Source organism: Lentzea sp. NPDC020367, assembly GCF_044387305.1.
GTDB lineage: Bacteria > Actinomycetota > Actinomycetes > Mycobacteriales > Pseudonocardiaceae > Lentzea.
On record NZ_JBIRVV010000038.1, the window covers coordinates 1 to 12,582 of the forward strand.

Annotated in this window: 14 protein-coding genes; 6 read left to right on the plus strand and 8 right to left on the minus strand. The window is 67.5% G+C overall.

Going from position 1 to position 12,582, the window contains the following annotated elements; genetic code table 11:
• Positions 1 to 153: 153 nt before the first annotated feature.
• Positions 154 to 1,626, minus strand: coding sequence for a CYTH and CHAD domain-containing protein (locus ACH413_RS48185; RefSeq protein WP_360049291.1), 1,473 nt, complete (start codon positions 1,624 to 1,626; stop codon positions 154 to 156).
• A 151-nt stretch (positions 1,627 to 1,777) separates the two neighbouring features.
• Here ACH413_RS48185 and ACH413_RS48190 point away from each other — a divergent pair, with 151 nt between their 5' ends.
• Together ACH413_RS48190 and ACH413_RS48195 are read left to right on the plus strand one after the other, a co-directional pair.
• Positions 1,778 to 2,587 (plus strand): hypothetical protein, encoded by an 810-nt coding sequence (locus ACH413_RS48190; protein WP_360049292.1) that lies wholly within the window; start codon positions 1,778 to 1,780, stop codon positions 2,585 to 2,587.
• Positions 2,588 to 2,626: 39 nt separating this feature from the next.
• Positions 2,627 to 2,938, plus strand: a complete 312-nt coding sequence (locus ACH413_RS48195) for a helix-turn-helix domain-containing protein (protein WP_360049293.1) — start codon at positions 2,627 to 2,629, stop codon at positions 2,936 to 2,938.
• On the opposite strand, the gene ACH413_RS48200 is transcribed toward ACH413_RS48195, so the two are convergent.
• Both ACH413_RS48200 and ACH413_RS48205 read right to left on the minus strand, forming a co-directional pair.
• Positions 2,916 to 4,451 carry an amidohydrolase gene (locus tag ACH413_RS48200; protein WP_360049295.1) on the minus strand — a complete coding sequence of 512 codons (1,536 nt, stop codon included), beginning with the start codon at positions 4,449 to 4,451 and terminating at the stop codon, positions 2,916 to 2,918. The genes ACH413_RS48195 and ACH413_RS48200 overlap by 23 nt on opposite strands.
• Positions 4,448 to 5,698 carry a SidA/IucD/PvdA family monooxygenase gene (locus tag ACH413_RS48205; protein WP_360049296.1) on the minus strand — a complete coding sequence of 417 codons (1,251 nt, stop codon included), beginning with the start codon at positions 5,696 to 5,698 and terminating at the stop codon, positions 4,448 to 4,450. Before ACH413_RS48205 ends, ACH413_RS48200 begins: the two co-directional genes overlap by 4 nt.
• Positions 5,699 to 5,791: 93 nt before the next feature.
• Here ACH413_RS48205 and ACH413_RS48210 point away from each other — a divergent pair, with 93 nt between their 5' ends.
• Positions 5,792 to 6,739, plus strand: coding sequence for a methionyl-tRNA formyltransferase (locus ACH413_RS48210; RefSeq protein ID WP_360049298.1), 948 nt, complete (start codon positions 5,792 to 5,794; stop codon positions 6,737 to 6,739).
• A gap of 63 nt (positions 6,740 to 6,802) precedes the next feature.
• Positions 6,803 to 7,444 (plus strand): HNH endonuclease family protein, encoded by a 642-nt coding sequence (locus ACH413_RS48215; protein ID WP_360049300.1) that lies wholly within the window; start codon positions 6,803 to 6,805, stop codon positions 7,442 to 7,444.
• On the opposite strand, the gene ACH413_RS48220 is transcribed toward ACH413_RS48215, so the two are convergent.
• Together ACH413_RS48220 and ACH413_RS48225 are read right to left on the minus strand one after the other, a co-directional pair.
• Positions 7,441 to 7,905, minus strand: a complete 465-nt coding sequence (locus ACH413_RS48220) for an SMI1/KNR4 family protein (protein ID WP_360049302.1) — start codon at positions 7,903 to 7,905, stop codon at positions 7,441 to 7,443. The two genes, ACH413_RS48215 and ACH413_RS48220, sit on opposite strands and share 4 nt — an antisense overlap.
• Positions 7,906 to 7,916: 11 nt before the next feature.
• Positions 7,917 to 8,597 carry a hypothetical protein gene (locus tag ACH413_RS48225; RefSeq protein WP_360049303.1) on the minus strand — a complete coding sequence of 227 codons (681 nt, stop codon included), beginning with the start codon at positions 8,595 to 8,597 and terminating at the stop codon, positions 7,917 to 7,919.
• Between the two features lie 328 nt (positions 8,598 to 8,925).
• Here ACH413_RS48225 and ACH413_RS48230 point away from each other — a divergent pair, with 328 nt between their 5' ends.
• Positions 8,926 to 9,141 carry a hypothetical protein gene (locus ACH413_RS48230; RefSeq protein WP_360049304.1) on the plus strand — a complete coding sequence of 72 codons (216 nt, stop codon included), beginning with the start codon at positions 8,926 to 8,928 and terminating at the stop codon, positions 9,139 to 9,141.
• Here ACH413_RS48230 and ACH413_RS48235 read toward each other — a convergent pair.
• Positions 9,138 to 9,407 carry a DUF2277 domain-containing protein gene (locus ACH413_RS48235; RefSeq protein WP_360049306.1) on the minus strand — a complete coding sequence of 90 codons (270 nt, stop codon included), beginning with the start codon at positions 9,405 to 9,407 and terminating at the stop codon, positions 9,138 to 9,140. The two genes, ACH413_RS48230 and ACH413_RS48235, sit on opposite strands and share 4 nt — an antisense overlap.
• 7 nt (positions 9,408 to 9,414) lie before the next feature.
• On the minus strand, positions 9,415 to 9,975 hold the full coding sequence (locus ACH413_RS48240; protein WP_319981779.1) for a cupin domain-containing protein: 561 nt from the start codon (positions 9,973 to 9,975) through the stop codon (positions 9,415 to 9,417).
• A 50-nt stretch (positions 9,976 to 10,025) separates the two neighbouring features.
• Here ACH413_RS48240 and ACH413_RS48245 point away from each other — a divergent pair, with 50 nt between their 5' ends.
• Positions 10,026 to 10,841: an NAD(P)/FAD-dependent oxidoreductase gene (locus ACH413_RS48245; RefSeq protein WP_360049307.1), complete on the plus strand. Its 816-nt coding sequence runs from the start codon at positions 10,026 to 10,028 to the stop codon at positions 10,839 to 10,841.
• Here ACH413_RS48245 and ACH413_RS48250 read toward each other — a convergent pair.
• On the minus strand, positions 10,822 to 12,540 hold the full coding sequence (locus tag ACH413_RS48250) for a sensor histidine kinase (RefSeq protein ID WP_396426271.1): 1,719 nt from the start codon (positions 12,538 to 12,540) through the stop codon (positions 10,822 to 10,824). The genes ACH413_RS48245 and ACH413_RS48250 overlap by 20 nt on opposite strands.
• Between the last annotated feature and the right edge of the window lie 42 nt (positions 12,541 to 12,582).

Here is a 12,582-nt window from a genome sequence, read left to right on the forward strand (position 1 = left end):
GGGGTGAGGTCAAGTCGACGAAAAGCGTGTCGACTTGACCTCACCCCTCAGGTGCAGCAAGAGCTGTGGCGCGACTCGTGACGGGACCCACCGCCCAGCCCGTTTGCTAAGGACGGCTCGCCTTCGGCTTCGCGGGTGGATGGGCGTGGGCGGCTAGAGGTGTTCTTTGCTCAGCTTGTGCCATAGGGCCGGGAGTGCTGCCTCTGTTTTGTGTGCCAGCTCTACCTCCTGGCCGTAGAGGAGGCCGAAGGTGAAGCCGTTCTCGTCTCCCCTGCCCAGCTCCAGTAGGACTGGGCGTGCGACCACTGAGTCCTGGTGGTCGCCCAGGAGGGTTTGGACGTCCTTTGCTCGCTTGCGTAGGGCCTTGGCGTGTTTGCCTAGCGCGGGTTCGGCTACTTCTGCTGAGTAGCGGAGGCGTTTGGCTGCCTTGCGGGCCTCGTGCAGGGGTTCGTCGCTGTCGTTGACCTTCAGGGCTTCCTCTACGCGGACGTCCAGGCGGTGGCGGGCCTTTTCCACCAGGCGGGGGAGGACTTCCTTTGCCTTGCCTGCCGCCAGCGGGGTTAGCGGGGGTGCGGTTAGGAGCGAGTCGATGGTGTTGAGGAGGGTGAAGTAGCGCTCGCTGTCCAGGGCCGCTACGGAGTCCTTGTGCGCCTTCGCTTCCAGTGGGGCGAAGTAGCGGGTCATGCGGGCCGCGACGTCGCCCAGGGCCTGTTCTGGTGGGAGGGCGTGGAGGGCGTTTTCGAAGCGCATGCGGAGTACTTCCAGGTCCCGTGAGGTTCCCAGGACTGTGGCCAGCCACTTGAGTTCGTCGGTGAGGGTGCGGGTTTGGTCTCGGTCGACGATCTTGCCGAAGGCTTGTAGGGCTGAGCGCATTCGGCGGGTGGCCACTCGTAGTTGGTGGACCGCGTCGTCCTCGTTGCGGCGGACTCGGGGGTCCTGGTTTTGGAGTGCGGCGCGTTGGTCGTACAGGTAGGCGAGCAGGACGTCGCCTGCTGTTGGTTTCTTGCCCAGGGTGGGGCCCTGGTCTCGCTTTACGCCGATCACCTGGGAGAGCTTGGACTTTGAGGACGACGGGACTATGCCTGCGTCGCCCAGGTGGCGTTCGACCGTGTCTAGGAGTTTGCGGTCGCCGCTTTCGCCCAGCTCGACCTCGATCTCGCGCCATGACGTCGTTGTGGTTGAGGAGCCCATGGTTTGGGCGGTGACTACGTCGTCGACCACCTCGGCGAGCATGTCGCCGGTGTTGTTGGTCAGTTGCCAGCGGCGGCGGTTGGTGCGGATTTCTGCCACTGGGGTGAGGGTTTGGCCTCTGGTGTGGGCTCGGACCAAGGACGAGAGGTCCTTTGGCGGCCTCTTCACCGCTTTGCCCAGGGGGACTCGGAGTTCTTGCCTCGAGTCTTCGCCTGCCGGGAGTTTGAGGTGCCAGCCCTCGTCGTTGCCGCCCACGCGCCTGCGCAGGGTCACGCCGGCGCGGGCCAGGCGGTAGTCGTCGGTGTCGAAGTAGGTGGCTTCGAGGTCGAACTCTTCCGGGCCGGTCGCCACGCCGGTGATCTCTGTGAGGTCCGGCAGACTCGCGTCCGATGGTGCCTCGTACTTGCGTTCGGTCTCAGTAACGGAGGTCGCCATTTTCTATTAATACCTCGTTTTGTCCGGGTTCACCCAGTGTTGTGACGGTGCGTGAGGGTGGCTGCCACGGCCGGGCGGAACCGCTCCTCTAATGCGTGTATTCGTTGGGTACCCGCTGTTGCGCGTCCTCGGTGTCCGGTTCGCTGGTCGCGTGCCCACGGAGAAGGAACGGCTTGACGTGGTCGAGCCGCAGGTCGCCACGTTGATCAGTCATGTCGGTCAGCTGTCCGCGGAACTGGAGCGCGTGACGGCTCGGTTGACTGTGCTGGAGCGGCGGTTGTCCGGTGCCGGCGACGGGCCGCTCGTCGATCTTGACGCGGTCGCGGGGGAGATCGAGCCGCTGGTCGAGGCGTTGCGGAAGGCGTGGGACGCCGAGCAGGAGATCCTCGCCGATCCGGCGCGGGTCGATCTCAGGGCCGAGGTGCTGGAGTTCGACGGGCTCAAGGCTCGGCGGGACGAGGCCCGGTCCAAACTGGACGGTGGGCGGGTGCCGCGGTTCGAGCGGGACGCGTTGTCGCACGAGGTTCGCCAGATGGAATGGCTGATCAACGCGAACGAGGCCAGTGCGCAGCGGGCGGCCGAGCGGCTGGAGGCCGACGAGGACGCCGTGGGGGAGGAGTGGCGCACCGAGGCCGTGCTGGCCGGGGACAAGGCTCGCGGCGAGATCAAGGACGCGGCCGAGAGGCGCATCTCCGAGGCGCTCGGGCAGTACGCGCGCATGCCCGTGTGGTTCCGGGTCGGGCTGGGCGAGATTCCCACGCCGGACCCGTCGTTCTGGCTCGAGTCGGCGATCGCGGTGCTCGCGTACCGGCTGGAGTACGGCGTCACGGACGCGGTCACGCCGCTCGGTGCGCCGCCGTCCGCCGCGTCCGGCAGTGAGAACTGGGTTCGCCGCACGAACGTCTACGCGGACATCATCGACCGGCTCACGACGTTGGCCGCGACCTTCCGCCTGCAGTAGCCTGTTCTGCAACCGACGGGTTGCAGAAGGGGTGTGCTGGTGAGTCAGGTCGACGACGTGCTGGCCGCGCTCGCGGATCCGATGCGACGGCGGGTGCTCGACCTCGTGGCGGCCAAGGGGCCCGTGTCGGCGTCGACGCTCGCCGGTGAGTTGCCGGTGAGCCGTCAGGCCATCGTGAAGCACCTGGTCGTGCTGGAGAAGGCCGAGCTGGTGGCGTCTGTGCGCGCGGGCCGGGAGAACAACTTCTCCGTCCGGTCCGGCGCGCTCGACGCCACCGCCACGTGGATGTCCTCACTCGCCTCCCAGTGGGACCAGCGACTGGCCGAGATCAAGAAGCTCGCCGAAAGCTGAACTTGCCGCCGACCATGGTGGCGAGCACCGGGATCTCCGCGATCGCGTCGCTCGTGCGCGGGTCGTCGCCGAGCACCACGAGGTCCGCGAGTTTGCCTGGAGTGAGGCTGCCCAGTGAGTCCTCTTTGTGGCACGCGTAGGCGCTGCCGAGCGTGTACGCGTAGATCGCCTCCTCGACGGTGATCGCCTCGGCCGGTCCGATCGCGCGGCCGCTGGACGACCGCCGGCGCACCATGAACTCGATGGCGCGCAACGGGGCTCCGTCCGCGACCGGGCGGTCCGAGCTGCCCGCGACGGTGATGCCGTGGTCCAGGAACGAGCGGCCGCGGTACATCCACGGTGCCCGCTTCTCGCCCATGATCTCGCTGTAGTCATCACCGTAGGACCACAAGAACGTTGGTTGGATGACGGGGACCATGCCGAGGGCCGAGATTCGGGCGAGTTGTTCCGGGCGGACGAGGCCGCAGTGTTCGATTCGGTGCCTGGCGTCGGGGCGGGGGCGTTGGCGTTGCGCTTCTTGGACCGCGTCCAAGGTGAAGTCGATTGCTCGGTCACCGATCGCGTGAATCGCCAGCTGCCAGCCGGCGTGGTGGCCGTCGATGATCGCCGCCCGCATGAACTCCTCGGACTCGGCGAGCCGGCCCGAGCTGTCGCTGCCTTGGTACGGCTCGGACAACGCGGCCGTGCGCGCCATCATGCCGCCGTCGGTCCACAGTTTCAGGGCGCCCAACGACAGCATGTCGCTGCCGAAACCGGTGTGCAGGCCCAGGTCGATCGCGCGGGGGATTCTGTCGTTCTGGTCGGCGGCGACGTCGTGCAGGACGTGGGCGGACACCATCAGCTGCACGCGGATCGGGAGCTGGGCGCGTTGGTACGCGGCTGCTTCTACTGGGCTGCTGGCGATCAGGCCCGCGCCGATGCCCGCCTCCGCGCACGTCGTGACGCCCTCGGACAGCACTTGCTGGGCGCTCGTGTGCAGTTCGGCGGTGATCTCGTCGAGTGAGTACGGCAGTCGCAACGTCCGCGCGGCCAGCTGTTCGTTCTCGGTCAGCCAGCCGTCGCTGGTGATCTCCGGGAGTTGCTTGAGCACCAACGAGTTCACGACGCACGCGTGACCGGACAGGTCGGCGACGTACACCGGCCTGCCGTCGCTGATCCGGTCGAGGTCCAGCGCGGTGAGCGGGCGGTCCATGATCCGGCGGTCGTAGCCGGACGCCTCGATCCAGCCCGTGCCGGGCGCGGTGGTGAGGCGGTCGAGGATCTGGGCGACCGTGGTCAGGCCGGTGATGTCGGTGGTGCGGCGGCCGTTCCACGCGAGGTGCGTGTGGGCGTCGATGAAACCGGGCAGCACCACGGCGTTGCCGAGGTCGACGGTCTCGGCCGCGGGCAGGTCCTCGACCTGCTCGTCCAGCCCGGCGATGCGGCCCTGCCAGATGCCGATCGTGTGCGCGGCGGGGCGTGCCGGGTCCATCGTGATGGCCCGGCAGCCCGTCAGCTTGAGATCGAGTTTCACGCGGTCGCGAGGACCGGCACTGGGGTGTTGGTCAGCACGGACGCCAGGATCTCACCCGAGCGCACCGCGACGTTGGACAGGAGCGACGACGTGATGCCGTGCGAGTGCTCGGTGCCGCCCTGCAGGTAGACGCCGCCACGCAAGGACGTCTGCACGCGGTAGTCGCGGCCGACGACCAGACGGCCGGCCTCGTCCCGTGCGCAGGTCTCGTTCAGCGAACCGAGGACCGGCGCCGCCTCGCCGTAACCCGTCGCGAGCAGCACGAGGTCGGTGTCGAGGAACTCCTGCTCGCCGGTGACGAGCGACTGGATCACCGCACGCGCGCCGTCCGCGGACTCCTCGACCGCGACGAGCCGGGTCATCTTCATCATCTTCAGGCGCTCGGTGCCCAGCACCTTCTCCTGGTACTCGGTGCGGTAGAGCTGCGTGATCAGGTCGATGTCGACCACGGAGTAGTTGGTGTTGCGGTGGTAGTCCATCAACCGCTGCTTCACGGCGTCCGGTGCGTCGTAGTAGTGGTCGACGGCCTCGGGGTCGAAGATGCGGTTCGCGAACGAGCTGTCGTCCGCGGGGCTGTAGCCGTAGCGGGAGAACACCGAGCACACCTCGGCGCCGGGGAACTCGCGGTGCAGGTACGCCACGGCCTCCGCGGCGCTCTGCCCGGCGCCCACGACGACGCAACGCTTCGGGTTCTTCAACGAGCCGACGCGGTGGAGGAACTCGCTGTTGTGCCACACGCGGTCCGACAGCGCGATGCCCTCGGGCACGGCCGGGCGCAGTCCGGTGGCGAAGACGAGGTTGCGGGCGTGGTACACGTCACCCGTGGCCGTTGTCACCTCGAACAGGTCGTCCTGGATCGCTTCCACGCCAACGGCTTCGGTGCCGTAGGCCACCACGTCGTCGACCTGGGCCGCTGCCCACTCGAAGTAGTCGTGGAACTCGACGCGCAGCGGGAACAGGTTCTTGTGGTTGACGAAGTCGATCAGCCGGCCGCGGTCCCGCAGGTAGCACAGGAACGAGAAACGGCTGGTCGGGTTCCGCATGGTGACCAGGTCCTTGAGGAACGAGACCTGCATGGTGGCGTCGTCCAGGAGCATGCCCCGATGCCAGCCGAACGCCTGCTGGCGTTCCAGGAACACCGCGGTGACAGGGGTTTCGGCCTGCTCGTTGTGCTCGGTCAGAGCGATGGCGAGCGCCAGGTTCGAGGGACCGAACCCGATACCGACGATGTCGTAGATCGGATGCATGAGCACCAAACTTAGGGCAGCCTAAGCTATCTCCGCAAGCCGTCAGTTAGGTTAGCCTGACCGTATCGCAACCAAGTGAAGGAGGACACCCCCATGAGGGTCGTCATGTTCGGGTTCCAGACCTGGGGTCATCGCACCCTGCAGGCACTTTTGGCGTCCGAGCACGAGGTCGTCCTGGTGGTGACCCACCCCAAGGGTGAGGGCGCGTACGAGAAGGTCTGGAGCGATTCGGTCGAGGAACTGGCTCGCGAGAACGGCGTCGAGGTCCTCGTCCGCGAACGCCCGGAGGACCAGGAACTGCTCGACGCGCTCAAGGCCGCCGAGCCGGACGTGATCGTCGCCTGCAACTGGCGGACCTGGATCCCGCCGCAGGTCTTCGCGCTGCCCAAGCACGGCACGTTGAACGTGCACGACTCGTTGCTGCCGAAGTACGCGGGCTTCTCGCCGTTGATCTGGGCGCTTCTCAACGACGAGAAGGAGGTCGGCGTGACGGCGCACATGATGGACGACACGCTCGACGCCGGCGACATCGTGCTGCAGCGCTCGGTTCCGGTCGGCCCGCGCGACACGACCGCGGTCCTCTTCGAGAAGACGCTGGAGCTGTTCGGCCCGATCACCGTCGACGGCCTCGCCGAGATCGCGTCCGGCCGCACCGAGTTCCAGAAGCAGGACCGTTCGCAGGCCTCGTTCTTCCACAAGCGCGCCGAGGAAGACCTCCGGATCGACTTCACCTGGACCGCCGAGGAGCTGGACCGCCTGGTGCGCGCGCAGTGTGCGCCGTACCCGAGCGCGTACTGCTTCCACCGCGGCCAGCGCCTCGAGATCATCGAGGCCGACGTGTCCGCCGAGGTCTACGGCGGCACTCCTGGCCGGATCTTCTACCGCGAGGGCGACGGCGTGACCATCGTCGCCGGAGCCGAGGCGAGGCGCGGCAAGAGCAAGGCGTTGCTGGTCAAGAAGGTTCGTACCGCCGATGGCACCGAGCTCAAGGCGCACGAGTACTTCAAGCACATGGGCGGTTACCTCACCTCTCGCCCGTAGTGGCGACACGCGGATCGCGGGCCGGGTGACCGGTCCGTGATCCGCATGGTCGATCATTGCCGCATGAATCGCGCGGCGGTGACGTCACTGGTGGTCTTCGTGCTGCTCGTGGCAGTGGGTTGGTACCTCACGAATCTCCAGTCGTCCCAGGAGAATCCGCCCAACACCCCCGCGCCCGTTCCGACCGGTTCGTCGGACCTCGCCGCGTTGAAGATCGCGCCCGAGGGCAAGATGGCCGGCTACAGCCGTGACCGCTTCCCGCACTGGGCCTCGCAGGGAAACTCCTGTGACACCAGGGAGATCGTGCTGCAGAAGCAGGGCACGGACGTGAAGACCGACAAGGACTGCAAGGCGGTCTCCGGCACCTGGAACAGCGCCTACGACGGTGTGGTGATCAAGGAGGCCGGTGAGGTCGACATCGACCACACCGTGCCGCTCGCCGAAGCCTGGCGCTCCGGCGCCGACAAGTGGACCGACGACGAGCGCAAGGCGTTCGCCAACGACCTCGGCGGCATCCAGCTGCTGGCGGTGACCGCGAAGTCCAACCGTTCCAAGGGTGACCAGGACCCGGCGAAGTGGAAGCCGCCGGTCGCGACGTACGGGTGCACGTACGCGCAGCACTGGATCTCGGTGAAGATCGCCTACAAGCTGACCGTGGACCAGCCGGAGCACGACGCGTTGGCCGGGCTGCTCAAGACCTGTTAGGCAGGCCAGAAACCGGGTTTCCGCGCCGGCGTGAACTCGATGAGCCTGCTCGCGATCTTGCCGGTGAGCAGGTCGAAGAGGAACGCGGTGGTCGGCCCGTCGTAGCTCTCCCACTCGGAGAACTCGGCGTCGCACCAGGTGATCGTCCACTGGTCCGGGTCGTCCGCGCCGGTGCGCCAGAACAGCGTGCACCTGCCGGCCCTGCCCCACTGGACGAGGCCGTCGAACTCCTTGGACTCGTAGATGTCGCTGAAGAAGACGTCGAGCGACTCGTCGTCCTCGATCGGTGAGACCACTTCGACGACATGATCGAAAACACCACTGCCGAACACTGACAGCAGTTCTTTGTAGTCACCGGGAAACGGGAACCCCAGATGCTCCTCGGCGTCGCCCCAGGACAGTTCGGGCTCACGCTTCGGCTCCCACCCGAGCAATCTGACGAGGTCCGCGCTTCCCGGCAACTCCCTTCCCCCTAGCCGACCTGGACGGACTCGAACAGGCCGGACAGCTTCCAGTGCGTCACGTACCCCATGGCCTCGGCCGCGATCAGCACGTCGAGCTTCCCGAGGTTCGTGCGCGCCGGCATCTGGTAGGCCTTGCCGCGTCGCACGTCGAGCACCAGCGGGATGGCGCCGGGCAGCGTGTCCGCGACCGTGTGCTGCAGGATCCGCAGCCCGACGTTCGCCGCCTCCCTGGTCAGCGGCAGTTCCTTGGCGTGCACGAGCACCGCGTACGTCGTGCCGTCCTTCTTGCGCAGCCCCAGGTGCGGCCGCACCTTCAAGGTCAGCTCACCGGCGCGGTAGGCGGCGCCCTCCACCGGCACCCCCGTCGCCTTGAAGGACGCCAGCCAGGGCAGGAAGCCGTCGGCGATCTCCTCGAACGCCCGCGGCTGGCCCGTGCGGTTGGCGTTCATGATCGCCTTCTTGAGCTCGATCTCCGGCTCCGTCGAGTTGACCGCTCGTCGCATGGCGTCGCGGATCGGGTTGTAGAACCCGCACACCCTGGTATCGGAGGCCAGGTACATCCCCCGCTGTTCCGACACGATGTTGATGCGTCCACGCTGACCGCTCATGACGTACTCGGTGAACGACAGTGCGGTGACGCTGACGTTGTTGTCCGGCAACGTTTTCTCCCCTCGTACCGCGAGCTTCACCTGACGTTATCCGAGGGGTCTGACAAAAACGGCGCTGCTCCGAACGGCGTAGTTGTTCACTGAGCGTCGAACTGTCACCCGTGTAGGTGACACATAGAGTTGCGACGTAGATCGCAATCGGTAAACGGACGGTGACGGACCGGCAACCGATCACAGGGATGACCGTTCGTCTGCCGTTCGCCGACGCTCACCCAACGCTCACCGCATGACCGGCGGAAGTAACACTCCGTAGAAGATCAACTCAGCAGAATGGGTTCATCAGGAGGAATCACGGCGAGGGAGCACGATGGCGGTAAAGGCGGAGCGTTCACCCGATAGAGCGGGTGACGTGGAGGTTCCGCAGCCACGGCTGTCTGCGGGGTGGCTGACCCACCCCGGCACCTGGCCGCACGCGGCGCAGGTGACGGTCATCCTCGTGCTGATCGCGCTGCTGCTGTGGGCCATCGCCGTCACGCTCGGCCCTGACCAGGCCTTCATCGTCGGCTCCGCAGGCGTTGCGGCCAAGCTGATCTGCATGTACCTCGACACGCGCGTCGCGCGCTAACGTCCGTAGCGCTCCGCGGACCTGGCCTTCGCCTTGGCCGCCTCGACCTCGCGGTCCTTGGGCGGCGCGGTCGTCACCAGCGCGTCGAGCAGTTCCCGCGTTGCCGCGGCTACAGCCGCGACCGCCTTGTCGTACGCGGCCTGGTTCGCCGCGGACGGTTTGGCCGCCCCGCCCACCTTCCGCACGTACTGCAGCGCGGCGGCGTGCACCTCGTCGGAGGTCGCCGGCGGTTCGAAGTTGTGGAGCACCCGGATGTTTCGGCACATGCCTCCACTATGACCTGTTGGGCGGCGCCGCGCGGGTGTGGATGCGTTCCCCCTGCTTGCCGAACAGGCTGATGATCTCGGCCGGCCGCCCGTCGGCGCTGCTCAGCGCGTGCGGCTGACGGCAGTCGAACTCGGCCACCTCGCCCGCGCGCAGCACGACCTCCTTGTCGCCGATCCGCAGCCGGACCTGCCCGCTCAGCACGTAGAACCACTCGTAGCCCTCGTGCACACGCGGTTCGTGCAGCTCGGCGTCGGAGAGGATCATCTTCCACGCCTGCAGCGGCCCGATCGACCTGGTCAGCGGGATGCCGACGCGGCCGTGGTCGAGCTCGCGCGGCTTCATCTGCACGCGCGGGTCGCCCACCTCCGGCGCGCCGACCAGGTCGTCCAGCGTCACCTGGTAGGTCCGCGACAACGGCAGCAGCAGCTCCAGCGTCGGCTTGCGCTGGTCGGTCTCCAGCCGTGACAGCGTCGACTTCGAGATGCCCGTCATCTCGGACAACGACGCCAGCGTCAGTTCGTGCTCGGCCCGCAGCGCGGCGAGCCTTTGCCCCACGGTTGTTGCCATAACAGCAACTTACTTTGCCAAAACTGGGCTGTCGACCGCACTGTTGGGTCATGACATACGAAGTGGTGATCATTGGTGGGGGAGCGGCCGGACTGAGCGCCGCTCTGATGCTGACCAGGGCGCGTCGCAGCGTGCTCGTGGTCGACGGTGCCGAGCCGCGCAACGCGCCGGCCGCGCACATGCACAACTACCTCTCTCGCGACGGCCTCTCGCCGTTGGACCTCCTCAAGCACGGACGGGCCGAGGTCGAGGGCTACGGAGGAGAGATCGTCAACGACAACGTCCGCGGCGTGCGCAAGACCGACGACGGGTTCGCCGTCGAACTGGCCGAGCGCACGGTGCACGCCCAGCGTCTGCTGTTCGCGACCGGCATGATCGACGAGGTGCCGGACGACCTGCGCGAACGCTGGGGCCGCGACGTCTTCGGCTGCCCGTACTGCCACGGCTACGAGGTCCGCGACCAGAAGCTCGCGGTGTTCGGCGAGGAGATGAAGGTCAAGCTGGTCCGGCAGTGGTCGGACGACGTCACCCACGTGCCCTCGGTCGACGGCATCGAGGTCGAGGACGACCGGCTCGTCGCGGTGATCTCCGGCTCGGACCGCATCCCGGCCGACGCGCTCGTGTACTCCGCACCGGTCAAACCGCGCGACGAGTTCCTGCTCGCGTTGGGTGCGGAAACCGCGGAGACCATGGCAGGCCCGTTCGTGCGCACGGACGCCAAGGGCCGCACGAGCGTGCCCGGCGTCTACGCGGCGGGCAACGTCACGGATCCCACGGCCATCGTGATCGTCGCCGCCGCGCAGGGAGCCCAGGCGGCCGCAATGATCAACATGGACCTGCTGGGGCTCATGCCTGCGGGAGGCTGATCCGGAACGTCGAGCCCTCGCCCGGAGTGCTCGTCACCGACACCGAACCGCCGTGCGCCTCCACCAGGTGCCGCGTGATCGCGAGCCCGAGCCCGCTGCCACCCGTGCGGCGGCTGCGGGACTTGTCCGCGCGCCAGAACCTGTCGAACACGTGCGGCAGGTCCTCGGGCGCGATGCCGGTGCCGGTGTCCGTGACTTCCAGGATCGCCCTGTCCTTCCACTGGAACAGCTTCACGACGACCTCGCCACCCGGCGGTGTGTAGCGCACGGCGTTCGCGACGAGGTTGCCGAGTGCCTGCCGCAGCCGCACCGGATCCGCGCTGAGGTGCACCGGCGTGGTCTCCGCGCGCAGCAGGATCTCGCGGTTCTGCTGCGCGTTGACGACCTGGTCCACGACGTCGTCGAGCGCGATCGGTTCGGGGTGCAGCCGCAGCGTCCCCGCGTCGGCCTGGGCGAGGTCGTGCAGGTCGTCCACGAGTCGTTGCAGCAGAAGGGATTCCTCCAGCAGCATGTCGATCAGGTGCGGGTCCGGTTCGGCCAGCCCGTCCTGCGTCGCCTCCAGCCAGCCGGTGATGTTGCCCAACGGCGTGCGCAGCTCGTGCGCGACGTCGCTGACCATGGCCTGCCGCTGGCGTTCGGTCTCGGCGAGCTTCTCGGACATGGCGTTGAACGACTTGGCCAGTTCACCGATCTCGCCCGCGCCGCCGTCCACCCGCGCGGTGCGATCGCCCTCGGCCGTGCGCTTGGTGGCGGCGGTGAGCGCGCGGATCGGCCGCACGAGCTGCGTCGCCGTGACCCAGGACGCGAAGCCCGCGATCGCGAGGATTCCCAGCGCCACCAGCATGATCCGGGTGGCGCCGGTCGTCGACAGGTCGATCGTCTGCGGCTCGGCGCCGGTCGGTGAGGTGAGGAAGAGCTGCACGGGCTCGGCGACGAACGGGCGCAACTGTTCACGCCGTGAGCTGTCCATGCACCCCACCACCTCCGGCGACGTGTCCTGGACGGTCGTGATCTCCCAGTCGAACGTCGCCGGGCCCGGCTTCTTGCCCCGCGTGCTCGCCGCCGTCAACGGGTCGAGCCGGGCCAGGCATTCCGTGAACAGCGCCTGGAGCTGGCCGTACGCGGCCTTCTCCGTCACCGTGAGCGTGTAGAGCCGGTCGCCGACCTTGCAGTCGTCCCAGATCGAGAGCCGGCCGGGTTCGTCGTTGGACAGGCGCGGCCGGCCGTTGGGCGCGTCCACGATCTTGATGTAGGCGTTGCACTCCTCCAGCTGGTCGGCGTAGGCGTGCAGCGTGCGGAACTCCTCCTCGGTGAGCTTGAACGGGCCGACCGCCCGCGGGTCGATCCTTCCGTTGACGTTCAACGGGTCCACCAGCGCTCGTGGCGTGATGGGCAGCTGGGGCGCGTTCTGGTCACCGGTGTCGAACAGCTTCTTGCCGTTGCGGTCGGTCAGTGCCACGCGGCGGTTGTACTTCCGTGCGATCTCGTCCACTGCGGACTTCGCGTCTGCCCAGTTCTTGTGCGTGGCCGCGTAACCCACGAGCTCGTCGACGATCTGGGCGTCCGTTTCGAGCGCCTCGCCCTGCTCCTGCCGGATCGCGCCGGTGGTCGCCTGGCTCGCGAGCCACGCCGTGACCGCGATCGAACAGGCCGCGATCACCAGGGAGAACAGGAAGAACCGGACGAGGAGGCTTTTCATACGAGCTTGTATCCGATGCCGTAGACGGTGAGAAGTCGTTCC